Origin of the sequence: Acutalibacter sp. 1XD8-33 (assembly GCF_003612555.1) — a bacterium.
Classification (GTDB): Bacteria; Bacillota; Clostridia; order Oscillospirales; family Acutalibacteraceae; genus Acutalibacter.
Map to the genome: position 1 here is coordinate 212,988 of NZ_RAZF01000001.1, position 26,839 is coordinate 239,826.

Consider the following 26,839-nt stretch of genomic DNA (forward strand, 5'->3'; position numbering starts at 1 on the left):
GCTAATGCCAGAGGTATTATCACAAAGCCAGATAGACGCCCTGCTGAATTCCATGAACAGCGGCGGGAACGACAAGCCCGCTGAGGAAGAAAAGCAGCCGGAAAAGAAGTATAGAAAGTACGACTTCAGCACGCCGCGGAAATTCACAAAAGACAGGCTGAAGATGCTCAACAGCATTTTCGACAACTATTCCCGGGTGCTGACCACCAGAATCAATGGCCTTGTCCATACCACCTGTGAAATCAGCGTGGAATCTGTGGAGGAACAGCGCTACTATGAGTTCTCCAACGCCTTGATGGATAATGCCGTGCTGACCACCGCTCATCTGGTCTTGGACGGTGAGCAGAGAGAGACGCCTGTGCTGCTGTATGCCTCGGCTCCCATTATGGTGAGCATGATGGACCGTATGACAGGCGGCAGCGGGGATGTGGATAATCTTCCGGATGACTATGTATACACCGAGCTGGATCTGAAGCTGTATGAGGTGCTTTTGCAAGATTTCGTGTCCAGAATGGGCGTGACCTGGGAGAACTACATACAGCTGGATTTTGAGTTCGGCCGAGTGGAAAACAACCCCACGCTTGTACAGCTTATTGGGCTGGAAGAGACGGTGGTGTTGGTTGACATGAAGATGAGCTTCCCGAATGTGGAGGGGAGTGTCAGCATTGTGCTGCCAGAGGAAATCCTGATGGACATTTTCACCCAGATCAACGCTGGAAATCCCGCGAAGAAAATCAACAGCGTGGAACATCAGGAGGAGATCTTCGAGCATCTGCGGGACTCCACTCTGGAAATACGGGCGGAACTGGCCCGAACCACCCTGCGGCTGGATGATGTGTACCGGCTGAACGTGGGGGATGTGATTGACCTGAACCAAAAGAAGGACAGTGCGCTGAACCTGTATGTTGGCGGCCAACGGTGGTTTAACGGATTGATGGGAGTCAGCGATAAAAAGCTGGCGGTGAAGATTAAAGATGTATACCATAACGCCGGTGGAAGGGGCAGAATACAAAATGAACAATAATGTTTTCAAACCAATGGAGCTGAGCGCTATCGGAGAAATTATGAACATCAGTCTTGGCTCTTCAGCTACGGCGGTTTCCAATTTGCTGGACCACCGGGTGGACATCACCACGCCGACGGTGTCGATTGTAGATGTTAAGGATTTCGAGCTGGGAGACATTGAACCGGCAGTGGGCGTAGAAATCAAGTATGTTTCCGGTTTGGACGGCAGCAATCTGATGTTGCTGCGCATGAGTGATATCAAGGTGATTGTGGACATTCTGATGGGCACGGACACTCCATTGGATGAGTTCCAGCTGGACGAACTAAGCCTGAGCGCTGTGTGCGAAGTAATGAACCAGATGATGGGCGCGGCTTCCACGGCTTTGTCAGACTTTTTGGGCCGGGTGGTGAATATTTCCACTCCGGAAACTTTTGATGTATACGACATCGAGTCCATGAAGCGGGACCGGATGCCTGTAAAAGAAGGCCCCATTGTGGTGGTTCGATTTGCTCTTAGCATTGAGGACCAACTGCAAAGCGAGTTTATGAATGTAATTTCCGTGGATTTGGCGAAAGAGTTGGTAGCTGGCTTTGGACTAGAGGAGGACGAGGAAGAGGCAGTTGCGCCCCCGCCGCCGGCACCCGAGCCGGTTCCCCAGCCTGCCGCCGCCTCTGGTGGGGAGAGTGGAGGAAAGCTAAGCCAGGAGGAAATTGAGAAGCTCATGGCGGGCAGTCTTTCTCCGGCAGCGCCCCAGCCGGAACAGCCGGCCGTTCCTTCCATGCCGGTACAGCAGCCTGCTATGTCGCCTATGGCGATGCCCCCAATGCAGGCGCAGCCTGGACAGGAGGGAATGCAGCCGCCCTATCCGGGCTACCCCTATTATCCGCCCTATCCGGGCTATCCCTACTATCCCCCGCAGCCAGAGCCCAAGGTGATCAGCACCACGCCGCCGCCCATGCCAAAGCTGGAAAATGGCGAGGAGCTCAGTCGGGAGCAGTCGCAGAATCTGGACCTGATTATGGGTGTGCCTTTGGAGGTTACTGTGGAGATTGGCCGCACGAGAAAGCGGGTTCAGGAAATTCTGTCCTTCTCTAAGGGATCGCTGGTGGTTCTGGATAAGTTGGCTGGAGATCAGGTAGACCTGTTCGTCAACGGGAAATGCATTGCCCGGGGCGATGTGGTGGTAATAGATGACAATTTCGGCATTCGGGTGACGGAAATTTTGAAGAAGCCCGGCATAGAGGAAATTGCACAGCAGCTTTAGGGTCTGATTGAAAACCGAAGAAAAGCCGGGTTTATGTTCGGCAACAGGTCGATCTATGCCGCGAACTTGCCTGCGGCAGGGCACTTTGAGACGGAAAGGAACTGCTTCTTGTCCCGCCAGATCGGGCAAAAATCCGCCTGCTCGAAGGTTTACAACTGACTCTGCGCTGCTTGGCCTGCAAGAGCAAATCATTATTGAAAAGAGGATGAAAGACTATGGCAAAGATTTTACTGGTTGACGACGCTGCTTTTATGCGCAAGGTAATCAAAGACACCTTGTCCAAGAACGGCTACACAGAGCTTTTCGAGGCTGTGGATGGCGCCGACGCGGTGGAGAAATTCTCTGAGATCAACCCCGATCTGGTGATTATGGACATCACCATGCCCAACATGGATGGCCTGGAGGCATTGAAGGCCATGCGTGCCAAGAACAGCTCCGCGAATATTGTGATGTGCTCTGCCATGGGCCAGGAAGCCATGGTAATTGAGGCAATCCAGTCTGGGGCGAAAGACTTCATTGTAAAACCCTTCAAGTCGGACCGTATTATGAAAACCGTAACATCTATTGTTGGCGCGCCTTAATGAAAGGTGCGGCAATGCTTCGGGCTTTCAGCGCCAGCACGGGAGGGAACGTCCTCTCTCTTTTGGGGATGTTGCTGACTGTGATAGCTGTGCTGGCGCTGGCCTATTGGTGTACCCGATGGATCGGCCAGCGCGGTATGCCTGGCTGGGCCAGAGGTGCGGCCGGCGGGGAAAAGCTCCAGCTCCTGTGGCAGGTCAGTTTGGGCAAGGGAGAACGCCTGGTACTGGTGCGGGTGCATGAACGCTGCTTGCTGCTGGGAGTTACCGGCGGGGGAATCAGCGTATTGACCGAACTGACAGAGCAAGAGGCGGCCGGCTGGCTGCAAAAAACGGGAGATCCCCCCCAGGCGTCCAGCTTTTTGGAGATTTTGCGGGAGAATCTGCCGAAACGGAAATGAGCGTGATAGATTGCCTGATACTATAGACGGGATCATAAATATAAATGGCGACAGCGTGCAGGCTTTGGAAATTATTATTTTGACCACCCTGATTACGCTTTTGCCTTCGCTGGTGATTATGTGCTCTTCCTTCACCAGATATGTTATCACGCTTTCTTTTCTGCGCAACGCCATGGGAACACAGCAAACCCCGCCGAACATGGTTCTGGTGGGTATTGCCTTGTTTTTGACATTATTTACCATGGGACCGGTTATCGACCAGGTAAACGAAGTGGCCTACACCCCGTATATTAACGAGGAAATCACCCAGGATGAATTTTTTGACCTGGCTCAGGTTCCCTTAAAAGAGTTTATGCTACGGAATACAGAGCCCTCCGCGCTCAATATGTTTTGTGATCTGGCTGGGGTGGACAATCCCAGTACAGAGGAGGAAGGAGTGGAGCTGCCCCTGCGCATTGTTACTCCCGCGTTCATTACCACAGAGCTGAAACATGCTTTTGAAATCGGCTTTTACCTGTACATCCCGTTCCTGCTTATTGATATCGTGGTGGCTTCCACGCTGATGTCAATGGGTATGGTAATGTTGCCCCCTTCCATGATTTCCACCCCCTTCAAGCTGCTGCTTTTTGTTAGCATTAACGGCTGGGAGATGGTGTTTTCCACATTGGTGCAGACGTTTCACTAAGGCAGGGGCGGGGACAAAAAGAGAAGTGAGCGAAAGGATTAAGGAGGTGGCAGCAAAATGGAATTACCGGTTGTGGATGTGTTTCGAGACGCGATCGGCGTTGTGATCCGCATGGTTGCGCCGATGCTGCTCTTGAGCATGACGGTAGGCGTCTTGGTAGCCATTTTGCAGGCGGTCACGCAGATTCACGAGCAGACGATTTCATTTATCCTGAAACTCATTGTAGTGGTGCTGTTTTTGGTGATGGGAGGAAGCTGGATGATGTCCACGCTGCAGGAATTTACCCTGGAACTGTTCGAAGTGATGAAGGGGTGACGTTGTGGACGGCTTGAATTGGGACGCCCTCACGCTATTTCTTTATATCATGATGCGTATGGCCGGATTTGTGCTATTCACTCCGTTTTTTGGCAGGAACAATATTCCCAGGTACTATAAGGCCGGGATGATTCTGGTGTTTTCCATTGCGGTAAACGCTGTCTATGCCGGAGAAGCGGCCGCTCCTGGAACGATTCTGGAGTTTGCCGTAAAATCCATGCTGGAGCTGGCTATGGGGTTCTTGATCGGAACGGTGATGAATATTTTCCTGTATGTGCCCGCCTATGCAGGGCATATCATAGATGAGCAGATGGGCATGGCGATGGCCAGGACGTATGACCCCAGCTTTCAGGGACAGTCCACACCCATGGGGAATGTCTTAAATATCCTGAGCATTCTGATTTTCTTTACGGCAAACGGACACCAGACGCTATTGCGCCTGATGCTGGATTCCGGGGGACTGGTGCCCTTTGGAACAGCCAGCTTTGGAGAAATGGTGGCGGAAAAGGTGGCGCAGACCTTCATAGACTGCTCTTTGCTGGCAATTAAGCTGTGCCTGCCGGTGCTGGGGGCAGAGCTGATGGGCCAGGTGGGCATGGGTATTTTAATGAAAGCCATCCCGCAGATCAATGTGTTTGCCATCAATATTGAGATGAAAGTGATTATCGGCCTTGTAATGATGTTTTTCCTAATCAGCCCTTTCAGCGAATTTCTGCTTCAGATGGAAAACGATATGCTCTACCAGGTGGAACAAGCGATCTCCTTGTCGGGCGGCGGCTAGATAGCGAACGCATTTCATTGAAGCAGAAAGTCAGGAAAAGAGGTGGCGGCGGTGCCCGGAGAGGATAAAACCGAAAAAGCAACCCCAAAACGACGAAGAGATGAACGCAAAAAAGGCAATGTGCTTATGTGCCAGGACATCATTGCCGTGTCCACTTTGATCGGCAGCGTGGTGATGCTGAAATTTATTGGCCCCACTTTTGTAAAACAGATCAGCGAATTCTTTTTTCGCAGTTTTGACTATGCGAAAACCGCTGTTTCCAGCACAGCAAACGACTATATAGGAGCCGCGCTGTTTCAAGGCGTTGAAACCTTTGCGGTGACAGCGGGTCCTATGCTTCTGGTTACGATCTTGATTGGCATTTCGGCAACCTTTGCGCAGACTCGGTTTTTGGTGGCGGGAGAGATCATCCGGCCAAAGTTCAGCAAGCTAAACCCATTGAACGGTTTTAAACGGCTTTTTTCGCTGCATAGTATCATGGAGGCAGTGAAAGGGCTCATAAAGATTACCATTTTAATCATTTTTATTTACAACAATCTTGTGAACTTGATGGAAGTGGCGGGCAAGTTCATGTACACGGATTTAACGGCCGCCTGTCAAGCGTTGTTTGACGCGATTTACAGTTTGCTCCTGCAAGTCTGCTTGGCTTTTGTCACCATTGCGTTTTTCGACTATCTTTACCAGCGGTGGGACCATGAGCGGCAGATGAAAATGTCGAAGCAGGAGATCAAAGAGGAATATAAGCAGACGGAAGGCGACCCCCAGGTAAAAGGGCGTATTAAGTCGATCCAAAGAGCCATGGCCCAGCAGCGAATGATGCAGGCTGTGCCCCAGGCGGACGTTATCATCCGGAACCCCACCCATTTCGCGGTGGCTCTGCGGTATAAGCAAGGGGAGGATTCCGCCCCTGTGGTATTGGCGAAAGGGCAGGATGAGCTGGCTGCCAGAATTGTGGCAAAAGGTGAGGAACACAAGATTCCAGTCATCGAAAACGTGCCTTTGGCCCGGGCCCTCTATGCCCAGACAGAGGTAAATCAAGAAATTCCCCCAGACCTGTACGCTGCGGTAGCGGAAGTCTTGGTATACATCTTTAAACTGGACAATAAGCTGGCTTAGAGCCGCCCTTTTAAAGGGCTTCAGGCCAGAAAATATAGAACAATTGCATGAAAACGGAAGGAGGAACGACGATGAAACGAATTTTAAACAACGGCGTGTCCCTGATAGTTGTAGTAATCGTTCTGTTTCTGATTCTCCCCCTGCCCACCTTCATCCTGGACATATTGCTGGTAATCAATATTTCCCTGTCCATTGTCATTCTTCTGATTACCATGAACATCAAGGAGACGCTGGAATTTTCCATCTACCCCTCCTTGCTGTTGATTACCACATTGTTCCGGTTGGGTTTGAACGTATCCACAACCCGGCAGATCCTTTATCAAGGCTATGCCGGCGACGTGATCAAGGCCTTTGGAGACCTGATTACCAGCGGCAATGTGGTGATTGGATTTATCATTTTCTTCATCATTGTCATGGTGCAGTTTATCGTCATCACCAAAGGCGCCGAGCGTGTGGCCGAGGTTGCCGCCCGGTTCACCCTGGACGCCATGCCCGGCAAACAGATGGCCATTGACGCCGACCTGAACACCGGCCTTATCGATGAAGCTACCGCCCGGGCTCGCCGGGAAAAAATCCAGCGGGAGGCGGACTTCTATGGCGCCATGGACGGCGCCACCAAGATTGTAAAAGGCGACGCTGTAATGTCCCTGATTATTACAGCTATCAACCTGATCGGCGGCATTATCATCGGTATGGTGCAGGGCGGCATGGAGATCAACGAGGTACTGACCCGCTACTCTACCGCCACCATCGGCGACGGCCTGGTGTCTCAGCTGCCTGCTCTGATGATCTCCACCGCCACAGGCATGATTGTGACCCGGTCGGTGTCTGACGACAGTTTAAATATGGACGTGGTCCGCCAGTTTACCGCGCAGCCCAGGGCTATTATGACTGCGGCCGCCGCGTTGGTTTTCCTGGCCATAATGCCGAATACGCCCCACCTGTCGCTGGTGATCGTGGCAGTGGTGCTCTTCACACTGGGCTTTTTCCTCAACCGGAAGATGCAGGCCCAGCGGGAGATGGAGCTGGCGATGGCGGCCGCCCCGGAGGAAATCGCGCCGGAAGCGGCCCCCACAGAAGCCGATTATTACAAGGATATCAGCAATGTGTATTCCCTGCTGACTGTGGAGCCTATTGAGATGGAAGTGGGCTATAGCCTGATCCCTCTGGTCGATGAGGGCAGCGGCGGCAAGCTCATCAACCGCATCGTGATTTTCCGCCGGCAATATGCCCAGGAAATGGGTTTTGTGGTACCGACGGTGCGGATGCATGACAGCTCGGTGATCGGGACGAACCAGTATACCATCCGGATCAAAGGCGAGGAGGTCGCCAAAGGGGAGATTTTGGTGGACTACTATCTGGCTCTGGAGCCCTCCAAGCCCTTGGGTGAAATCGACGGCATTGAGACGGTAGAGCCGGCCTATGGCATCCCCTCCCGGTGGATTCTCCCAGAGAACAAGGAGATGGCGGAGATTTATGGCTACACGGTCATTGACCCCCTGTCGGTAATCTTGACGCATCTTTCTGAAACCATCAAAAAGCATGCCTATGAGCTGCTTACCCGCACAGAAACCATCCAGCTGGTGGAGAACTTGAAGCGGACCTCTCCGGAACTGGTGGAGGAGGCCTGCCCCAGTGTGATTTCATACGCCCTGTTGGAAAAGGTTCTGCGGAATCTTTTGATGGAGGGGATTCCTGTCCGGGATATGCAAACGATTCTGGAGACCATGGTGGATGCCATGGGCACTACCCGAGACCCGGATCTCATTACCGAAAGCGTGCGCAATGCTCTGAGTCGTACCATTACCCGGAGGTTCTGTCAGGACGGGCAGCTGCGCGCCATTACCCTGGACGCGGAAGTGGAGCGCAGGGTGGTATCCTCCCTTACCAAAAACGAGCATGGCATCTACTTAGCGATGGAACCGGACTTGATCCAGGCTCTGATTACGCAGCTGGCGGAACATATGCCGAAATTTGCCGAGCTGGGCCAGTCGCCTATTCTGCTTACCAGCCAGGTGGTACGTATTTACCTGAGCCGGCTGCTCTCTCAGTATTTCAACAACCTTTACGTGCTCTCCTTCAGCGAAATTGTGGGCACCGTACAGATACAATCTCTAGGAAACATTACGTTGCAGCAGCCCACGGTTAGAAGGGCGGTGGGCTCATGAGTGCTGCCCCCAAAGAGCGGAATTACGAAGGAATGACCACCAACGAGCTGTTTCAGGAATATCGTCAAAGCAGGGACCAGCAATTAAAATGGGAAATTGCCATGCGGTATACGGGGCTGATCAAGAGCATTGCCTTGCAGATCAGAGGCGTGTTTTGCAGCTTTACCCAGCTGGACGATATTATCAATGAGGGCCTGATTGTGCTGGCAGACGCGGTGGATAAGTTTGATCCGGAAAAAGGGCGCTTTGAAATGTATGTAGCCAAGCGTATCCGGGGGATGATTGTGGACCTGGCCCGGCAGCAGGATTGGGTTCCCAGAAGCGTGCGCCAGCGCGCGCAACGGATTGAAAAAGCAATGACAGAGCTGTATAATGCCACGGGGAAACTGCCTACAGACGAGGAAGTCGCCCACTATTTGGGATTTTCCATGGAGGAGTACCAAGAGGCTATGTCCAACGCCTCTTTGCATAATATCCTCTCCCTTGACGAATTGTTCGAAAGTATTGATCAATGGCCGGCCGGTCCTGAAGGTGAGGATGAAGCCGGGCTTCCGGAACAGGCGCTGATGAATGAAGAACTGACAGAAATTGTGACCCAAGCCATTGCCTCTATGAAGGAGAACGAGCAGCTTGTGTTATCCCTTTATTATGAGCAGAATTTGAAGATGAAGGATATTGCCACAGTGATGGATATTACGCCGCCCCGTGTTTCTCAGATCCATGCCAGAGCGGTGCAAAAGCTAAAAATTATTCTGGAGAAATACCTGCACGGCGGGGAGTAAGGGGACGGAGAAAAGTTTCTGAAAGAATTTCACTTTTCCTAGTGCAAAAAATCGGAAAAGGTGATATAATCAATATGAGTTCATTTGGATGGGGGATAGAGCTATGTTTAAAGGCTTCTATAATTTGACTTCCGGGATGATTACCCATGGAAAGCACTTGGATGTGATCTCCAATAATATGGCCAATGTAGCCACTACAGGCTTTAAAGCTGATACCTTTACAGGCCAGACTTTCGATGAGGTCATGTTCAGCCGGGTGGGCAACAAGGACAAGGAGTACATCGACATCGGCAACCAGAGTTATGTCACTGTACCCAGCCAATTGTATACGGATTTCAGCCAGAGCAGCTTTGACGAGACGGGTATGCCTCTGGATTTCGCGATTGAAGATGACGGCACCGGCTTTTTTGCCATTCAGACAGAAGGCGGCGTGGTGTACACCCGGGCGGGCGATTTTTCCCTGGACGACGAGGGGTATCTTGGCCTGCCAGACCATGGCCGGGTTCTGGATGTGAACGGAGAGGAAATTCTGCTTACCACGGATAAAATCACGACGGACGATTATGGCAGGATTTACACAAAAAACGGCGGCTTTCTGGGGCAGATTGGCGTGTATGTGTTTGAGAATACCGATGGCTTAGAGCGAGATCCTATGGGGATGTTCACAGCGGCTGGCGGCCCCCAGCCCCAGGTGCAGCCCACCCGGGTGCATCATGGAATGCTGGAGCGTTCCAATGTGGGGCTGGTACAACAGATGGCAAAGATGATAACGACCCAGCGGGCCTATCAAAGCGCGGCCACTTTGACCAAAATCTATGACCAGGTGATGGTCCATGCCTCTGACGATCTGGGCAGATTGCAGTAAAGGAGTGAGGGCACATGAATCAATCATTCTATACGGCCACAGTAGGCGCATGGCAGCAGCAGGTGCGGCTGAATGTTCACGGAAACAACATCGCCAATGTGAACAACTATGGCTTCAAGGCGAAAAAGCCCGTGTTTTCCGATTTGATGTACGGATACATTCAGGGCGCCGAGCAGGAGGAGATGCCCCGGGGCACCGGCGCTTACATGGTGACTGCGGATACGGATTTCAGCGCCATGGGCTTGGCGGATACAGGCCGGGCCATGGACTACGCCATTGAGGGAGACGGTTTCTTTGCCCTCTGGGATCCGGCTACCGGGAATTATAGCTACACCCGGGACGGCTCCTTTACCATGTCCCAGTATATGCTGCAGGGACAGGACGGGGAGCTGGAAACCAAATGGTATCTTTCAGACGGCCTGGGCCAGTTTGTCATTGGCAGAAACGGCCAGCTGATTGAGGTGACGGATCAGAAAGCGGAGCTGCCGGTGGGCATTTTCGATTTTGTCAATACCAACGGAATGCAGCATATTGGAGACAACCGGTTTGTGCCGGTGGAAAAGAACGGCCAGCTGCGGGTAGGCAGCGGAAAGCTGGTGCAGGGATATCTGGAGAATTCCAATGTGGACCTGGGCGGCGAGTTGGTAAAAGTGATTGAATCCCAGCGTTCCTTTACGTATGCGCTGAAGATGATCCAGACCTCTGATGAAATTGAAACCACGGTGAACGATTTACGCAGATAAGTTTTTGGTGGAGGGACCTAGAATGGTTATTAAGAATTACCAAGAGCTGAGCAGCCTGGAGATTGACACGCTGAGAGAAATCGGCAGCATTGGCACGGGCAATGCCGCGACAGCTCTGTCCGGAATGCTGGGATGTCCTGTGCGCATTACTCTGCCAGAAGTGCGCATTATGGAGTATAATGAAGCCATAGATTGGATTGGCGGTCCGGAATCCGTCACCGCAGGTGTACTGGTTCACATTGGAGGCCAGCTGAATGGCATTATGCTTTCCGTTCAGCCGCTGGAGTTTATCAATATTATTCTTGATCGTATGCTCTCAAACTCTATTGAGGACTATGGACAGCTGGACGAGTTGCAGCGGTCCGCCCTGCTGGAGGTAGGGAACATTATGATATCTACTTTTATTAACGCCCTGTCCGGCTTGGCTGGGCTGAAAGTAGAATTAACCGTACCCAGCCTGACGGTGGATATGCAGGGTGCCATTTTGACCGTGCCCATGGCTGAGTATGGTGGACAGACTGATTATCTGATGACCATCGGGGGAAATTTTTCTTGCGACGGGCATGAGCTTCCCTGCCGGTTGATCCTTTCTCCCGACATTCGGTCACTCAATTTCCTTTTGAGAAAGCTGGGCGTGGAAGATGACTAGTGGTTCTAAACTAGTGATAGGGATTGCGGACATGAAAATGACGCAGGCAGGCAATGAACTAATTACGTATGCGCTGGGGTCCTGCTGCGGTATTTGTCTCTTTGACCCCAATGTAAGGCTGGCTGCCTTGATCCACATTATGTTGCCTCTGAATATGGAGACCGGACGGAAGAACACGATGAAATACGCCGACACCGGGATTCGCGAGACATTGAAACAGATGGAGGCAAAGGGGGCAAGGCGGCCCAGAATTGTGGCCAAGGTAGCCGGAGGCGCAAAGATGTTCGCCGTGTCCGGGTCAGGCAGTCTGGGAAATATCGGACAGAGAAACATAGAAAGCGTACATAAGGTGCTGCGAGCGGAAAATATTCGTCTGATCGCGGAGGACGTGGGCGGTTCAGTGGCTCGGACCCTCTCGTTTGATCCTACCACAGGCAAGGCAACCATCAAAAGCTACGGCAAGCCGGATATTGTGCTGTAGGCTGAAACAGGAAAGGAGTTAGGAAAGATGGACATTATGAGGGACGAGATCCTGCTGGAGTCGGGCACGAACGAAATTCAGATTCTGGAATTTACCATTGATGGCGTGCTATACGGCATTAACGTGGCGAAGGTGCGGCAGATCACCATTTCCGAGCCGGTGAAATTTATGCCCCATACCCATGAGGCGGTGGAGGGAATCTTCAAGCCCCGGGATGAAGTGATCACAGTGATCAATCTTCCCCGTTTTCTGGGCAGCGCCAATTATGAGCCCAAGGAAAAGGATATGTTCGTCCTCACCGGGTTTAACAAGATGACCGTGGCGTTCCGGGTACATACGGTGGAGGCCTTGAGCCGCATTTCCTGGAAAGGCATTCAGAAGCCGGATACCACCATTAACGGTGGGAATGATGGCGTGGCAACCGGCATTGCCCAGTGCGGTGACGATTTGGTGACGATTCTGGACTTTGAGCGGATTGTGGCGGAGATTGCTCCGGAGACTTCCATCAAGATCAGTGAGATCGATGCTCTTGGCCCCCGGGAACGGAATAACAGGCCGATTGTGATTGCGGAAGATTCCATTCTGCTCTCTCATATGATTAAGGAGTCCCTGACAAAAGCAGGCTACACGAATCTGAGAATGTTCCCCAATGGCCACGATCTGTGGATATTCCTTTCCGCTTGTAAGAAAGAGAACACGCTGGATGAGAATGCGGCGCTGATCGTCACGGACATTGAGATGCCTCAGATGGATGGCCACCGGCTGACAAAGCTGGTAAAGGACGACCCGGAGATGAAGCATATCCCGCTCATTATATTCTCATCACTGATTAGCGAAGAAATGCGCATTAAAGGGAAAGAGCTGGGCGCGGATGAACAAATGAGCAAGCCGGAAATCGGCCGTTTGGTAAACGTGATGGATGCTTTGTTGGTAAAGAAAGAAGAAAAGGCCAAACAGGCTGTGTGAGGAGAGGACCATGAGAGAAAGGTATATCGTCCGGCAGCCGATTAAGAATACTCAGAATCAGATTGTAGCGTATGAAATTCTGTATTACGGGGAAAACCAGGCATATGGGAACAGCGACGAAAGCGGAGCCAATGAATTTGCCGTGGCAGATACTGTATATAGTTTTCTCATGCAGAATATGGAGAAGTCCCTGAAAGATACAGTCCATTTTATGACTTTTACCACTACACTGCTGATGAAAAAGACCCCCGCGCTTTTTCCCAAGGATAATTTGATTATTCAGATTGATGACAGCGTGGTGATCCATCCTCTTGCGCTACGATTCGTACAGCAGTATGCCCGGGACGGCTATAAGATTGCCGTGAATGAATTTCAGTTTGCGCCTCGATATCTGTCTCTGATTGACTATATTGATTATATCAAGCTGAACTTTAGGACCACCAATGAACGCACCATTACCAATATCATTGACTTGGCCCGGAGCATGAATAAGAAAGTCATCGCCACAGAAATTGGCGATGAGGAGCTGTATAAAAGGGCTATCGATGTGGGTGTAGACGGTTTGGAGGGGCCCTATGTGGCAAAGAAGCTGGCGACAAAGGCCCACTCCAGCGGGTATATGCAGAGTAATTTCTTCCGATTGATGGTGGCGGTTGTCCGGGAAGAGCCAGATATGGAGGAGATCGAGCAGATTATCTCCATGGACGCGACCTTGAGCTATGGCCTGCTGCGTGTGGCAAATACTGCGTATTTTACCACAAAGCATAAGGTGACTACCATTCGCCAGGCAATCGTCACTTTGGGAATTGCCCAGTTGAAGCAATGGATCTACCTGCTGAGCACTACCAATGCCAACAATGAAATTGACGAATCTGCCGAGGAATTCCTGAAGATGTCCTTTATGCGTGCCAGCTTTTGCAGCGAGCTAATGAACTATGTGAAGGACCTGCCGATTACCCGGTCTGAGGCGTACCTGATGGGAATGTTCTCTACCTTGAATTATCTGATTGACGCCCCCTTAGAAGAGATTCTCTCCACAGTGCCGATTGCGGACGAGATCAAAAATGCCATTTTGAAGCGTGAGGGCCGCTGCGGTGAACTCTTTAATTTGGTGTTGAGTTATGAGCAGGCGGATTGGAACCAGATTACCGTTCAGGCGCAATCTTTGGGTGTACCGGCTTATACATTGACGAATATCTACTTTAATTGCACCGAGTCAGTGAATGAAACATGGAAACAGATTTGCTCCCCAGCGGAGGTATCTGTGGAAAAGGCGGAAAGCTGAGCGGGGCAAGAATTTTACGCCTTTTGTATGTAACTGTCAGAAAGAAACGTCCCCGCTTGGGGGCGTTTTTTCTTTCTGATTCCTATCGTATCCACAAGGACGGATTGCGGCATTTCCACCGGAGAAAGGAAATGCACAGGGGGAAACGGTTGGCCTGAATTAGGAGCGTGCGGAAAGCGCGACAATATGAAGATAAAAGAATTTGTTGTATAATAAAAATGATCAATTATAGCGGAGCAAGACCTATACCATTCTAGAAAGGATGATATCCATGGAAAACAATCCATCTGTACACGCGCTGGATGCCCAGGCCCTTGACAAAAATGACGCATTGGCCAGCATGAAACTGCCCAGTAATATCCATCTGGTGCCTCTGGACTTTATCCAGTGCAACGGCGTGACCTATTCCATCCGACCGGGCTTTTATGAGATCAACGGCGCCACGGCCATCCCTGGCGGCGTGAACTTCACCGTGCACTCCAACGGCGCCACCGGCATCTCCCTGGTGCTCTTTCATCCGGGAGAGGCGGAGCCCTACGGGGAGATCCCATTTCCGGAGCCCTATAAAATCGGCAATGTCTACTCCATGATTGTGTTCAAGCTGGACATCGCGGAGTTCGAGTACGCCTATCGGGTAGACGGGCCCTATGACCCCAAAAAGGGGTTGATTTTTGACAGAAGCAAGGTCCTGCTGGATCCCTATGCCAAAGCGGTTACCGGCCAGCGGGACTGGGGGGAGAACCAGCCGGGAATGCAGCAGTATAAGGCCAGGGTGGTAAAGGATGACTTTGATTGGGGAAACTTTCACCAGCCGCTGATCCCTATGGAGGATCTGGTAATCTACGAACTGCATGTGCGGGGCTTTACCAAAGACTCCTCTTCCAGGGTAGCACATCCGGGCACTTTTGAGGGCCTGCGGGAGAAAATCCCCTACCTCAAATCCCTGGGCGTGAACGCGGTAGAGCTGATGCCTATTTTCGAGTTCGACGAGATGCAGGATTACCGGGAAAATAACGGAGAAAAGCTCTATAATTACTGGGGCTACAGCACGGTGAGCTTTTTTGCGCCCAATACGAGCTACAGTGCCACCACGGAGCACAACCGGGAAGGCAACGAGCTGAAAAGACTGATCCGGGAGCTAAATGAAAACGGTATAGAGGTCTATTTGGACGTGGTGTTCAACCATACGGCCGAGGGCAACGAACAGGGCCCCTTCTTCTCCTTCAAAGGGTTTGACAATAATATTTACTATCTGCTCACCCCAGAGGGGTACTATTACAATTTCAGCGGATGCGGCAACACGCTGAACTGCAACCACCCCATCGTCCACCAGATGATCCTGGACTGCCTGCGCTATTGGGTTACCACGTACCGGGTGAGTGGCTTCCGCTTTGATTTGGCCTCCATCCTGGGCCGGAACGAAGATGGCTCCCCCATGGATAAGCCGCCTCTGCTTCAGTCTCTGGCATTCGACCCCATCCTGGGCGGGGTGAAGCTCATCGCCGAGGCCTGGGATGCCGGCGGACTCTATCAGGTGGGCACCTTCCCCTCTTGGAACCGCTGGGCTGAGTGGAACGGCAAGTACCGGGATGATATGCGCAGCTATATCAAGGGCGACGGGAACTCGGCCCAGACCGCGGCCCAGCGCATCGCGGGCTCCCGGGACATCTACGGGGCCTCCGGCCGCACTAACGCCTCGGTGAACTTCCTCACCTGCCACGACGGCTTCACCATGTACGACCTGTTCGCCTACAACGAGAAGCACAACGAGCGCAACGGCTGGAATAACACCGACGGCTGCTGGACCAACTACAGCTGGAACTGTGGGACAGAGGGGGAGACAGGGGATCCTGGAGTGAATGCCCTGCGCAGGCGAATGATTCGCAATTCCTTTGCGCTGTTGATGTGCAGCCGGGGGACGCCTATGTTCCTGGCGGGAGATGAGTTTTGCAATACACAGTTCGGCAACAACAACGCCTATTGCCAGGACAACCTGATCTCCTGGCTGGACTGGAGAAGGCTGGAGCAGTATCGGGATATGTTTTCCTTCTTCCAGTACATGATTGCTTTCCGAAAAAAACACCGGGTCCTGCGCACGAATCTCAGCGATGGAACCATGGGCCTGCCGGATGTGAGCTTCCACGGGGTGACGCCCTGGCATCAGGGGGCCTTTGGAAGCGATGAACATTACATTGGCGTCATGTTTGCCGGATATGAACGCACGGGAGGTTCTGAGGCCGTGTACGTGGCTTCCAACGCCTACTGGGAGGAACTGACGGTGACCCTGCCGGAGCTGCCCCAGTCCATGAAGTGGGAGCTGGCGGCCAACACCTGGACTTCCGAGCAGACCCCCTGGCACATGGAGGGCCGCACGTTCCAGATCGGGCCACGCTCCGTGATGATATTCGTGGGGAAATAAGTAAGAGAAAATCCTGGCTTCCAGAAGAGGCCAGGATTTTTTTGAGTGTGAATAGGCCTCCGGCACACCGCGCCAAGCGAGACGAAATGATCAGGCTGGGTTTCGCGGTGTGTCATGAGTTTTCCTGCGGAAAACTCTGCCAAGCTGGGTGCGGACGCTCTCAGCCGGCCAGGGGCCTGTCTCGTCTGCCGACTCGGTCGGGTCAGAACGGTCTCCACTGGAGACCTTCCCCGCCCCTTGACCGCGCAAAGTGTCTCGTGGGCGCACATAGCTAACCAGGGTAAAGTTTTCGTCCACCTTTTTCAAAAGGTGGTGGGGTTCTCAGGGGGCGACAATCGCCAGTGGCGATTTCCCGTCGCCGACCGAACCGGCAGGTGAGAAAAGCCCCTGAGCCGCCGGAGGCCTTCCAATACTTAAAAAAATATTTTCACACACAGCTACCGTCAGGGCACCAGCTCCCGGCTCATATGGGTGGAGAGGACCTCCTCCTCGGTGAAGAGCTGGGCGGGAGGCTCCGGCCTGCCCACAAACTGCATATGGGGGTAGATCACCCGGAGGACCTCGTCGGGATATACCCAGTCAAAGAAGGCCTGAAGGGAGTTCGTGGCGGGGACCTCGTTGATCCGCTCGTATTGGCGGAAAACCGCCCCCGCGGACAGGGCAATGTCAAAGACCATAAACAGAGTGAACACAACCGTCAGGGGGCGGCCCAGCTTTTTGGGAACCTGCTCCAGCTTGCGGGAGACAATGGGATACAGGTCCTTCACCCACACCAGGCCCAGCACACCCCAGAACACGGAATACATCAGGTTGGTGCGCCCGCCCACGTTCAGCAGGGAGTCGCTATATTCCCAGGATACCGAGCCGAAGGCCACCTGCTGGAAGAGGCTGCACAGGTACTCGAAGGAGGCGCCCACCACCATGCTGGTGATGAAGATCAGCACGTCCCGCTGGTTGTACATCCGCCGCAGGAACAGGGTGATGGCCACCGCGCCGAAGCCGTAGACCAGGATGAAGGGCCCGATGACCACGCTGACCCGCAGCTCGAAGTGGTGGGGCGGCATGATCAGGGCGTAGACCGTCTCCAGGAACCAGCCCACCACGTTGCCCGCCATGAAGATCCAGAAGAGCTTCTCGTAGCAGATCAGGTAGGCGAAGGGCTTCTCCTGGCCGGGGGCCAGATGCTCCTCGTAGGCGGCCTCGGCGGCTTCGTTCCGGCGGCGGATGGCGTCCTTGGACTTGCGGCGGAATACGTCCAGGCTTTCCTGCAGGGCCTCCAGCTGTTCGTTATGCCGCAGGGAGCGCAGGTCGGGGAAGGCTTTGAGCAGGCGGCGGTGGAGCAGGTTGGAACGCAGGCTTTGCTCGTATTTCTCCCGGAGTTTTTCCGCGTCCATCTGTAGGACCTCTGCCCGCTTATGGGCAGAGGCGGTATGCCTGAACAGATCCTCTCCTAGCTTATCGGAACCCACCCTCAGCCGCTCAGAGACAAATTCCAGCATTTTCAGCTTGCGGTTCAGGCCAATGATGGCAACCACAGTAACGACCAAATCGGAGAGCAGAAGCCCGGACAGAACGGCCAGCAGGCCCCAGCCCATAGGCCTGGGAATGAGATTGACCAGATGGCTGGTGGCGGGTACCACAAAACGCACCACAACGGCCCCGGCAAAGCCCCACAGAACAGAAAAGCGCAAGCAGATATAGCCGTTCAGGTTGTGGGGCTCATTGGAATAGTCCCACCATTTTTGCCGGAAAATCTTTTCCAGTAGATATCCGGCAGCCCACTCCAGGGCGGAGCCAAGAATCATAGAGCCGATCATCAGCGCGGCAAGGCTTCCCTGAAAAGGGCGCATGAAGAAGGCGATCAGCACAACGCCCAGACCATATATGGGACAAACGGGACCGTTGAGAAAGCCCCGGTTTACAAAGCGTTTCTCAATAGCGGCGGCATAGACCACTTCACCGCACCACCCTAGAAAAGCATAGATAAAAAAGCAAGATAAATAGGTATATGCCATAAAAGCCCCTCCCCGCAGATTAAGAGCCTATCCCCAAATAGCCCGCACACAGCTTTCACTTGTCAATCGCGAGATTGACTGCGCGCAATCTGTGCGTTCTGGCGCAAAATCTGACAGCGCAATTTGCACACGTCTTATTTCAGGATAGGCTTTAAGAATTATTTTATCAGAATATCATAGGGTTGTAAAGGGGTTATCCTCTTTCAACTTTCTTACATATTTCCGGCAAATACTCTATCACATCCGTAGGCAGCATGGATCTGGCTGAGAGAGCGTCCCGGCAGAGATCCCCACAGAGGCCATGGAGAAAGGCCCCGGCCTGGGCGGCGGAGAAGGGCGAAAGCCCTTGGGCCATCAGCGCGCCGGTGATTCCGGTCAGCACGTCGCCGCTGCCTCCCTTGGCCATGCCAGGATTACCGGTGGAGTTCAGAGCCAGCCTTCCTTCCGGGGAGGCGATGACAGTGCCCGCGCCCTTTAACAGAGCCGTGCCCCCGGAAATCTCTGCCAGCAGCCGGGCCGTTCCGATGCGGTCGCGCTGGATTTCCGAGACAGAGTGCCCGGTAAGCCGGGCAGCTTCTCCTGGATGGGGCGTGATGAGCAGGGGGACGCCTAGGCTCTTCAGGGGGAAGCCGGAGCGTGCGCAGTGATTCAGGGCGTCCGCGTCCAGCAGCAAGGGGACCCGGCATTGGGAGAAGAGGATGGGGCAGAGGAGGTCCGCCAGGGCACCCAGCCCACAGCCCGCCGCGCAGGCGGTGGCCGCTTGCAGTGCGGATTCCAGGCGGCTGGCGGCGGCTTGGGGATCCTCCAGGTCCAGGACGGTGAACACCGCCTCTGGGACCGCCGGGGCCAGCAGGGAGTAGATCCGGGCGTCGGCGGCAATGTCCACCAACCCCACGCCCGAGCGCAGGGCGGCCCGCGCGGCCATGATGCAGGCTCCGGCCATGCCGTAGCTCCCGCAGACCAGGAGCAGACGACCCATGCTGCCCTTATTGGTCTGGACGTCCGGGCGGGGGAGCAGGGCCCGCACCTGTTCCAGGGTGGTGAGGCTGGCCCCGGTCTGGGCGGAATCTACCAGAGCGGGAGGCAGACCCACCTGCCGGACCACGGTCTCTCCGGCGAATTCCTTGGCGGGATAGCTCTGATGGGCGGGCTTTTCCCCGGTGAAGGCCACAGTGACCTGGGCCCGAAAGCTGCCGGGGTCCGCCCGGCCGGTGTCACACTCCGTTCCGCTGGGCAGGTCGGCGGCCAGCCGGGGGCAGCCCAGGGCGTTGGCCAGGGCGAGGACGCGGGCACAGTGGGGGTCCAGGCTCCCGTGAAAGCCGAAGCCGAAGAGGCAGTCGATCACCAGGGCGCAGGGGGACAGAGCCGGACCGGCCAGGGAGGAGTTTTTGACACAGTCGATCACCTGGACGGTGGGGGGCAGCCGGGAGAAAGCCTGCTGGGCGAGGCTGGTTTTGGGCAGCCCCTGCACCAGCACGATAGCACACCGGGCCCCCTCCTCAAAAAGAATCCGGGCGCAGACGAAGCCGTCCCCGCCGTTGTTTCCCCGGCCGCAGAGTAGAACCACCCCCTTCCCAGAGAGAGGCCCCCAGCGCTCCTGGGCCTCCCGGGCCAGGGCGGCTCCCGCGTTTTCCATCATCTGCTCCAGGCTGACGCCAAAACGAGCTCCGGCTGCCTCCAGATTTTGCATTTCCTCTTTGGAGAATAGCTTCATTGGGCGCTCCTTTCTTGGTGGACGGCAAGGTCGTGGGCCTGCGCGGCCCACACCCCGCCAAACTTTTTGAAAAGAAGTTTAAGCCGTTACCTTCGGTAAGTCTCAAAAACTTTTACCCACTCCTCGCTTTGCTCGTCGTGAACGTTTTATAATGCTTTTCACCTAGCCTCAACACATTGCGCGGTCCAGGGGCGTTAGGCCCCTGGCGAGGTGTGGAGCAGAGCTCCACGACCTTGCTGGAATGCGCGTTTCTATGCGCATGGAGGCCCCTACTACTTCAAAAAACACGCGTTTTGGACACTCCCCGCGTCTTTGGGGGTATTGACATTTTTCCGCCGATACAATATAATAATACCAGCAAAAGGTCTTCGGGGCAAGGTGAAATTCCTGACCGGCAGTGATAGTCTGCGAGCGGAGCGGGGGAACCCGTGTTTCGCTGAACTGGTGAAATTCCGGTACCGACGGTGAGAAAACGCCGCGCTTGGCGCGGGTTTCGCAGTCCGGATGAGAGAAGATCGCGGCGGGAGCTTTTCAGCTTCCGGCGCTGAATCTTGCCGTAAATCCCCCAGGCGTTTGACGCGTCCGGGGGATTTTTCTGTTGGAGTCGCAGATCGACTCATAGGACCTCTTTGCAGAAATGAATCTGAAAGGGTGTAGACAATGGAGAACAGAAGCAACATGGCACAGCAAGCAAAAACGTTGGAAGGAAGGAGCGGACGCGTCAACATAAGAAAATTAGCGGTGACGGCGGTGCTGGGCGCGGTGGCCGCAGCGCTGTATTTTGTCGGATTCCATGTGCCGTTTATGCCCAGCTTTATTCAGCTGGACGTCTCGGAGCTTCCGGCGCTGATCGCGGCGTTCAGTATGGGTCCTTTGAGCGGCGTGGCGGTGTGCTTGATTAAGAACCTGGTGCATCTGCTGGCTACCTCTACCGGTGGCGTGGGGGAGCTGAGCAACTTCCTTTTAGGCGCGGCTTTCGTGCTGCCGGCAGGGTTGGTGTACCGGATGAAGAAAGATCGTGTGGGCGCGCTGATTGGAGCACTGGCCGGGGCCGTGGCCATGGCGGCGCTGAGTCTGCCGGTGAACTACTTTATCATCTACCCGGTCTACTTTAATTTTCTGCCAAAGGAAGCGATTATTCAGGCGTATCAGGCCATCAATCCCAACGTGAACAGCCTTCTGGACGCCCTGATCTGGTTTAACGTACCGTTTACCTTTGTAAAGGGGCTTTTGAGCGTTGTGGTTACATTCTTGATCTATAAACGGATCTCCCCTGTCATCAAAGGCAAGTAAGACGAGCCGGGCCTTCTCCAGAAGAGAGGGCCCGGTTTTCCGTCAGTTCTATTCTTTCGAGGCTTTTTCAGCGGGCGTCGGGATCCCTTCTTCATAAAAGCGGCAGCCGCACCGGCCGTTCTCCTTGGCTGCGTAGAGGGCGGCGTCAGCCTGGGCGTAGAGACTGTCGGAGAAGCCGCAGCTTGAAAAAGCGCCGCCAACGCTGAGGGAAACCGGAGGGGCGCCGTCTGTGGGCGCGAGCAGCGTATCGTTGATAGAGCGTATTTTGGCTTCTACCATAGGCTGGTGTTTGCAGTCAATGTCCGGCAAGATCACAGCGAATTCATCACCGCCGATTCTGGCGGGATAGTCTGTGGAACGGAAGCTCTCTTCCAGAAGCCGGGCCACTTTTTTCAATACCAGATCGCCTGTTTCATGGCCATAGCCATCGTTGATCAGTTTGAATTTGTCCACATCAATGATAAGCAGCGCGAGAGCCTGGCTCTTGACCTTGAGTACCTGCCGGACATGTTCAAAGGCTCCCCGGTTGATCAGGCCGGTTAAAGAGTCGTGCTCAGCCTGATGGCGCAGGAGGATCTCGTTGGCGGCGTTGATCTCGTAGATATCGTTATAGGTCAGGGCCAGATATTTGAACTCATAGGCTCCGGTGATCTCCATGCGCTTTTCTTTTTTAATGCAGTTTACATAGATTTGCAGGGGTTTGACAATTAAAAGGATAATCATGAGGAAGATGGAGATGTTCATCAAAAAGAGAATACTGAAGAGAATGCGCTCCATGGCCATGGAGCGGGCGAGATCGTCCATGCTGGACTGCTGGCCCTGCTGGGTGGAGGCCATGACGTCGCTGAGAAAGTAGCTGATATTGCTGGTAATCAACTGCTTTTTTGCCTGATATTCTGAGCCAAACACCTTTTCCCGGGCGGCCTCCAGCTGTTCTTCCGGGGAAAGGCGCTGATGGCCGGGAAAGATCTGGGTATCGGCCACTTCCTGGGGAAGAGAGGCAGGGTCCATACTCTGAGCCTCGGCCACCAGGCGCATGGAATAGATTTCCTGTTCCATCAGGCGGTTGGAATTTTCCAAGGCTTTTTCCATGTATTCCAAGGCTTCCGAGCTGGCCTGATCGGTAAGGCTGATCAGGGCGCGCTTCCGGCGGCGGGTTACATGGACCTCCTCAAAATAGTTTTCCATATGTGCGGGATCCATGGTAACGGCGAACATCCTGGCCTGGTCGGTAAGGTAGTCGGAGGCCTCAGAGAGCATGGAGGCGTTTTCCTGACACTGTATGTACAGATTGGTGGCCGTTACCATAGCCTGATAGTTTTGAGAAGCTCGATACGTGACGGCCAACAGCATAGTATACAGCAGACAAGAAAGGAAAATCATAATGAAGTTTACAGTACGCACCTTTATGCCTTTTACATGGGCTTTTTTTCTGGCGGGGGTCTTTTCCATTTGCAGCATCCTCCTAAAGGGGCTGAACTGTTTGATTTTTTTCTGTCCTCTTGTTGGAAGCGAAAAGGACTACCCAAATTATAACCGATTCCGGCGGATTTGGATAGCCCTTTTTGCAAAATTTTCTAGATATCGTGTAAGAGAATAAATTCAGGTACTGTACATGAGATCTGCATAACTGGGATAAGGCCAATACTTGCTGGAAACATTCTGTTCCATTTCATCAATGGTAGCCCGCAGACGGTTCATGGCGGGAATCACCTCGTCCCGGTAATGGGTGGCGGCGGTAAGGATATTTTGGCTCTGAGTTTTCGGATCCTCTACCATCAGGAGGAGTTCTTCCACTTGGCCATAGGCTTTGTCCAGCAGGGCGGAGAGTTTCTCTATCAGAGCGGTTTCAGCCACACAGGGCAGACCTGCCAGGATGGCGCGTTTGGCGCCCACAGCCTCCGCCAGGGAGGCAATATAGCTGCTTACCGCTGGCAAAATTTCCTGACGCACCATGCCGCCCATCGTAAGGCTTTCAATATTCAGCGTTTTAACGTACTCTTCCATGATCGTCTCATAGCGGGCTTCCATCTCGGCCTCGGTATAGACCCTGTGCCGGGCGAAGAGCTCCACGTTTTTCTGGTCCAGATATCGGGGCAGAGCGTCCACTGTGGTGCGCAGGTTCAGAAGCCCCCGGCGCTGGGCCTCCTGGACCCATTCCTCCGAGTAGCCGTCGCCGTTGAAGATAATGCGCTTATGCTTCAGCACCACCTGGCGGACCAGAGCGGCAACCGCGGCGGGCAGGTCCGCCGCTCCTTCCAGCTCTCCGGTAAACTGCCGCAGCTCTTCGGCTACGATGGTATTCAGCATAATGTTGGGGCAGGCGATGGAAATCGCTGAGCCCAGAGAGCGGAACTCAAATTTGTTGCCGGTAAAGGCAAAGGGGGAGGTACGGTTCCGGTCGGTGGTATCCTTATTAAAATCGGGCAACACCCGCACGCCGGTTTCCAGCTTTTTCTCCTCCGTGCTCTGATAGGGCCGGCTATTTTCAATGGCCTCCAGCACGGCGGTGAGCTCATCCCCCAGGAAGATGGAGATGATGGTGGGCGGGGCCTCGTGGCCGCCCAGGCGGTGGTCGTTGCCGGCGGAAGCCACGGAAATCCGCAGCAGGTCCTGATATTCGTCTACACCCTTGATAACCGCCGCGAGAATCAGCAGGAAGGGGAGGTTTTCCCAGGGGCGCTTGCCGGGGTCCAAAAGGTTTTTGCCGGAGTCGGTGGAAAGGGACCAGTTGTTATGTTTGCCGCTGCCGTTTACTCCGGCAAAGGGCTTCTCGTGGAGCAGACAGACCAACCCGTGGCGTCCGGCCACAGTTTTCATCATTTCCATGGTGAGCTGATTGTGGTCGGTGGCGATGTTCGTGGTGCTGAAAATCGGGGCCAGCTCATGCTGGGCGGGGGCAACCTCGTTGTGCTTGGTTTTGGCCAGCACGCCCAACTTCCACAGCTCCCGGTCCAGGTCCCGCATGAATTCCGCCACCCGGGGCTTAATGGCCCCATAGTAGTGGTCGTCCAGCTCCTGACCTTTGGGGGCTTTTGCCCCGAAAAGGGTGCGGCCTGTAAAGATCAAATCCTTGCGGCGATTGTAAAGCTCCTTGTCGATCAGGAAGTATTCCTGCTCTGGCCCCACGGTAGTGATGACCTGCTGGGTCTTTTCATCTCCAAACAGCCGCAGCATCCGGACTGCCTGGGTGCTCAGGGCCTCCATAGACCGGAGTAAAGGCGTTTTCTTATCAAGGATCTCGCCGCTATAGGAGCAGAATGCCGTGGGTATGTACAGGGAGTTGCCTTTCACAAAAGCATACGAGGTAGGGTCCCAGGCAGTGTAGCCTCGGGCCTCAAAGGTGGCGCGCAGTCCGCCGGAGGGGAAGGAGGAGGCGTCGGGTTCACCTTTAATCAGCTCTTTGCCGGAGAACTGCATGATTACCCGACCGTCGCTGGTGGGGGAGATAAAGCTGTCGTGCTTTTCAGCGGTGATGCCATTCAGCGGCTGGAACCAGTGGGTATAGTGGGTGGCCCCCAACTCCACAGCCCAGTCCTTCATGGCAGAGGCCACGGCGTTGGCTACGTTTAAGTCCAGTTCCTTGCCTTCGTCGATGGTCTTGCGCAGAGACTTGTACACATCTTTTGGCAGACGCTCCATCATTACATCGTCGTTAAAGACGGCGCTGCCAAAAAGCTCTGGCACAGATTTGCGGTTTTCACAGTTTCCCATCAATAACCCCTCTTTCCGCAGATTCATTTTGTAGTTACTAAGCTACTACCATTATAAGGAGAAAGGCGCTGAAAGGTTCCCCCCCGTTCAGCGCCCTGCTTATGACTCTATTTTAGTCCGCCGGAGGAGATTTGTCAACGGGCCATGGGTATTTCTTTGGATTTTGCGGAGATTGCCCAATACGCTGGGAAATTGGAGGGAAAATCTTATCAGAATTTTGAGCGGGCTTTGTTCTGGGAGTTAGAGAGCCTTTTACGGCCCAGATTATAAAGCGGTAATTCTTTATAAAAGCGGACGCTGTGAAGGAACATGGCTGTAATGTTTTAAACGCTGTAAAGAACGGGCGCGAGGATGAAAAGGCAGTCGGCCTTATGGGCTTAGCACGAAAAAAACGGAGATTGATGGGAAAATGAAATTTTCCTCTTGCGCTCTGGCGCTGTTTCCTGTACAATATAAGATTGAACAGGAAGAGGCAAAACGGAAAGGAAAGTGTTGCATATGGGGAAAACGGCTTATTTAGTATTAGAAAACGGCAGAGTGTTTCAGGGCAGACGCTTCGGCGCGGATGGCGAGCTTACCGCCGAGGTGGTGTTTACCACCGGCATGACGGGCTATCTGGAAACCCTGACCGACCCTAGTTATTGGGGACAGATTGTGGTGCAGACATTTCCGCTTATCGGCAATTACGGCGTGATACCGTCTGATTTTGAAAGCGGTATGATAGGCCCCGGGGGGTATATAGTTAAGCATTGGTGCCAAGCTCCTTCTAACTTTCGTTCAGAGGGCAGCCTTGACGCCTTTTTTAAAGAAAAGGGCCTGATTGCCCTGGAGGGTATCGATACCCGCACCCTTACCAAAATCATCCGGGAAAAGGGCGTAATGAACGGCGCTATTGCGGACGACCCGGCGGGCGTGGACCTGGAAGCCCTTCGGGCCTGTCGGACGCAGAAAGGCGCGGTGCGGGCAGTCTCCACCAAGGAAAAATACCTGGTGGGGGCGGAGAACACGGGCAAGCGCATCGCCCTGATGGATTACGGTACAAAGAGGAACATTGCCGGGGAGCTGGCCAAGCGCGGCGCCCGGGTGACGGTCTGCCCCTGCGATACCCGGGCGGAGGAGATCGCAGCCATGGGCGTGGACGGCATCATGCTGTCAAACGGCCCTGGCGACCCGGCGGAGAACGTGGAGCTCATCGCCGACCTGCGGGAGATCCAGGACCTGGGGAAGCCCATGTTCGGCATCTGTCTGGGGCACCAGCTGCTGGCCCTGGCCCACGGGTGCCGGACCGAGAAGCTGAAATACGGCCACCGGGGGGAGAACCAGCCAGTGAAGAACCTGGAGACCGGGCGGGTATACATCACCAGCCAGAACCACGGCTACGCGGTGGTGGGGGAGAGCATTGATCCCAGCTGGGGCCGGGAGCTGTACCGCAACGTGAACGATGGCACCTGCGAGGGGGTGCGCTACACGGACTGCCCGGCTTTTACCACCCAGTTCCATCCCGAGGCCTGCGGAGGCCCCCTGGATACGGAGTATCTTTTCGACGAGTTCTTCGCCATGATGGACTGAGTTTTCTTTTGGGAAGGAGGCGGCTTCTCT

General features: G+C 54.1%; 23 protein-coding genes and 1 riboswitch. Of the genes, 19 read left to right on the plus strand and 4 right to left on the minus strand.

Annotated features, from left to right (window positions below; genetic code table 11):
* Nucleotides 1-4: 4 nt before the first annotated feature.
* The 17 genes from D7X94_RS01095 (at nt 5) to D7X94_RS01175 (ending at nt 16,504) form a co-directional block, all read left to right on the plus strand.
* A complete protein-coding gene (locus D7X94_RS01095; RefSeq protein WP_120425840.1) occupies nt 5-1,024 on the plus strand; it encodes a flagellar motor switch protein FliM in 1,020 nt (339 codons plus the stop codon).
* Nucleotides 1,014-2,270: a flagellar motor switch phosphatase FliY gene (gene fliY, locus D7X94_RS01100; protein ID WP_120425841.1), complete on the plus strand. Its 1,257-nt coding sequence runs from the start codon at nt 1,014-1,016 to the stop codon at nt 2,268-2,270. The genes D7X94_RS01095 and fliY overlap by 11 nt, the downstream gene beginning before the upstream one ends.
* A gap of 215 nt (nt 2,271-2,485) precedes the next feature.
* Nucleotides 2,486-2,851 carry a response regulator gene (locus tag D7X94_RS01105; protein ID WP_120425842.1) on the plus strand — a complete coding sequence of 122 codons (366 nt, stop codon included), beginning with the start codon at nt 2,486-2,488 and terminating at the stop codon, nt 2,849-2,851.
* A complete protein-coding gene (gene fliO / locus D7X94_RS01110) occupies nt 2,851-3,249 on the plus strand; it encodes a flagellar biosynthetic protein FliO (RefSeq protein ID WP_120425843.1) in 399 nt (132 codons plus the stop codon). The genes D7X94_RS01105 and fliO overlap by 1 nt, the downstream gene beginning before the upstream one ends.
* Before the next feature lie 10 nt (nt 3,250-3,259).
* On the plus strand, nt 3,260-3,934 hold the full coding sequence (gene fliP / locus D7X94_RS01115; RefSeq protein ID WP_243111065.1) for a flagellar type III secretion system pore protein FliP: 675 nt from the start codon (nt 3,260-3,262) through the stop codon (nt 3,932-3,934).
* A gap of 57 nt (nt 3,935-3,991) precedes the next feature.
* The gene (locus D7X94_RS01120; protein WP_120425844.1) at nt 3,992-4,249 is read left to right on the plus strand and encodes a flagellar biosynthetic protein FliQ; all 258 of its coding nucleotides are present in this window, start codon (nt 3,992-3,994) and stop codon (nt 4,247-4,249) included.
* A 4-nt stretch (nt 4,250-4,253) separates the two neighbouring features.
* A complete protein-coding gene (locus D7X94_RS01125) occupies nt 4,254-5,030 on the plus strand; it encodes a flagellar biosynthetic protein FliR (protein ID WP_243111067.1) in 777 nt (258 codons plus the stop codon).
* A 51-nt stretch (nt 5,031-5,081) separates the two neighbouring features.
* Nucleotides 5,082-6,146, plus strand: a complete 1,065-nt coding sequence (gene flhB / locus D7X94_RS01130) for a flagellar biosynthesis protein FlhB (RefSeq protein ID WP_120425845.1) — start codon at nt 5,082-5,084, stop codon at nt 6,144-6,146.
* A gap of 71 nt (nt 6,147-6,217) precedes the next feature.
* Complete coding sequence (gene flhA, locus D7X94_RS01135; RefSeq protein ID WP_120425846.1) at nt 6,218-8,314, plus strand: flagellar biosynthesis protein FlhA; 2,097 nt, start codon at nt 6,218-6,220, stop codon at nt 8,312-8,314.
* The gene (locus D7X94_RS01140) at nt 8,311-9,096 is read left to right on the plus strand and encodes a sigma-70 family RNA polymerase sigma factor (RefSeq protein WP_120425847.1); all 786 of its coding nucleotides are present in this window, start codon (nt 8,311-8,313) and stop codon (nt 9,094-9,096) included. The genes flhA and D7X94_RS01140 overlap by 4 nt, the downstream gene beginning before the upstream one ends.
* 103 nt (nt 9,097-9,199) lie before the next feature.
* On the plus strand, nt 9,200-9,961 hold the full coding sequence (locus tag D7X94_RS01145; protein ID WP_120426011.1) for a flagellar hook-basal body protein: 762 nt from the start codon (nt 9,200-9,202) through the stop codon (nt 9,959-9,961).
* 14 nt (nt 9,962-9,975) lie between these two features.
* On the plus strand, nt 9,976-10,704 hold the full coding sequence (locus D7X94_RS01150) for a flagellar hook-basal body protein (protein ID WP_120425848.1): 729 nt from the start codon (nt 9,976-9,978) through the stop codon (nt 10,702-10,704).
* A gap of 22 nt (nt 10,705-10,726) precedes the next feature.
* Nucleotides 10,727-11,353: a chemotaxis protein CheC gene (locus tag D7X94_RS01155; protein ID WP_199714975.1), complete on the plus strand. Its 627-nt coding sequence runs from the start codon at nt 10,727-10,729 to the stop codon at nt 11,351-11,353.
* A gap of 31 nt (nt 11,354-11,384) precedes the next feature.
* Nucleotides 11,385-11,834 carry a chemotaxis protein CheD gene (locus D7X94_RS01160; RefSeq protein WP_243111069.1) on the plus strand — a complete coding sequence of 150 codons (450 nt, stop codon included), beginning with the start codon at nt 11,385-11,387 and terminating at the stop codon, nt 11,832-11,834.
* A gap of 27 nt (nt 11,835-11,861) precedes the next feature.
* The gene (locus D7X94_RS01165; RefSeq protein WP_120425850.1) at nt 11,862-12,800 is read left to right on the plus strand and encodes a chemotaxis protein; all 939 of its coding nucleotides are present in this window, start codon (nt 11,862-11,864) and stop codon (nt 12,798-12,800) included.
* Nucleotides 12,801-12,810: 10 nt separating this feature from the next.
* Nucleotides 12,811-14,085, plus strand: coding sequence for an EAL and HDOD domain-containing protein (locus D7X94_RS01170; protein WP_120425851.1), 1,275 nt, complete (start codon nt 12,811-12,813; stop codon nt 14,083-14,085).
* A gap of 340 nt (nt 14,086-14,425) precedes the next feature.
* Nucleotides 14,426-16,504 carry a glycogen debranching protein gene (locus D7X94_RS01175; RefSeq protein WP_120426013.1) on the plus strand — a complete coding sequence of 693 codons (2,079 nt, stop codon included), beginning with the start codon at nt 14,426-14,428 and terminating at the stop codon, nt 16,502-16,504.
* Nucleotides 16,505-16,947: 443 nt separating this feature from the next.
* On the opposite strand, the gene D7X94_RS01180 is transcribed toward D7X94_RS01175, so the two are convergent.
* The gene (locus D7X94_RS01180; RefSeq protein WP_120425852.1) at nt 16,948-18,519 is read right to left on the minus strand and encodes a putative ABC transporter permease; all 1,572 of its coding nucleotides are present in this window, start codon (nt 18,517-18,519) and stop codon (nt 16,948-16,950) included.
* Nucleotides 18,520-18,712: 193 nt separating this feature from the next.
* A complete protein-coding gene (locus D7X94_RS01185) occupies nt 18,713-20,233 on the minus strand; it encodes an NAD(P)H-hydrate dehydratase (RefSeq protein WP_120425853.1) in 1,521 nt (506 codons plus the stop codon).
* Nucleotides 20,234-20,593: 360 nt separating this feature from the next.
* Nucleotides 20,594-20,753, plus strand: a riboswitch (FMN riboswitch).
* 140 nt (nt 20,754-20,893) lie between these two features.
* On the opposite strand from D7X94_RS01185, the gene D7X94_RS01190 reads away from it, so the two are divergent.
* Nucleotides 20,894-21,526: an ECF transporter S component gene (locus tag D7X94_RS01190; RefSeq protein ID WP_243111072.1), complete on the plus strand. Its 633-nt coding sequence runs from the start codon at nt 20,894-20,896 to the stop codon at nt 21,524-21,526.
* 48 nt (nt 21,527-21,574) lie between these two features.
* On the opposite strand, the gene D7X94_RS01195 is transcribed toward D7X94_RS01190, so the two are convergent.
* On the minus strand, nt 21,575-22,978 hold the full coding sequence (locus D7X94_RS01195) for a GGDEF domain-containing protein (RefSeq protein ID WP_120425854.1): 1,404 nt from the start codon (nt 22,976-22,978) through the stop codon (nt 21,575-21,577).
* Between the two features lie 150 nt (nt 22,979-23,128).
* On the minus strand, nt 23,129-25,240 hold the full coding sequence (locus tag D7X94_RS01200) for a glutamine synthetase III family protein (RefSeq protein ID WP_120425855.1): 2,112 nt from the start codon (nt 25,238-25,240) through the stop codon (nt 23,129-23,131).
* Between the two features lie 498 nt (nt 25,241-25,738).
* On the opposite strand from D7X94_RS01200, the gene D7X94_RS01205 reads away from it, so the two are divergent.
* Nucleotides 25,739-26,809 (plus strand): carbamoyl phosphate synthase small subunit, encoded by a 1,071-nt coding sequence (locus D7X94_RS01205; protein WP_120425856.1) that lies wholly within the window; start codon nt 25,739-25,741, stop codon nt 26,807-26,809.
* Nucleotides 26,810-26,839 lie beyond the last annotated feature (30 nt).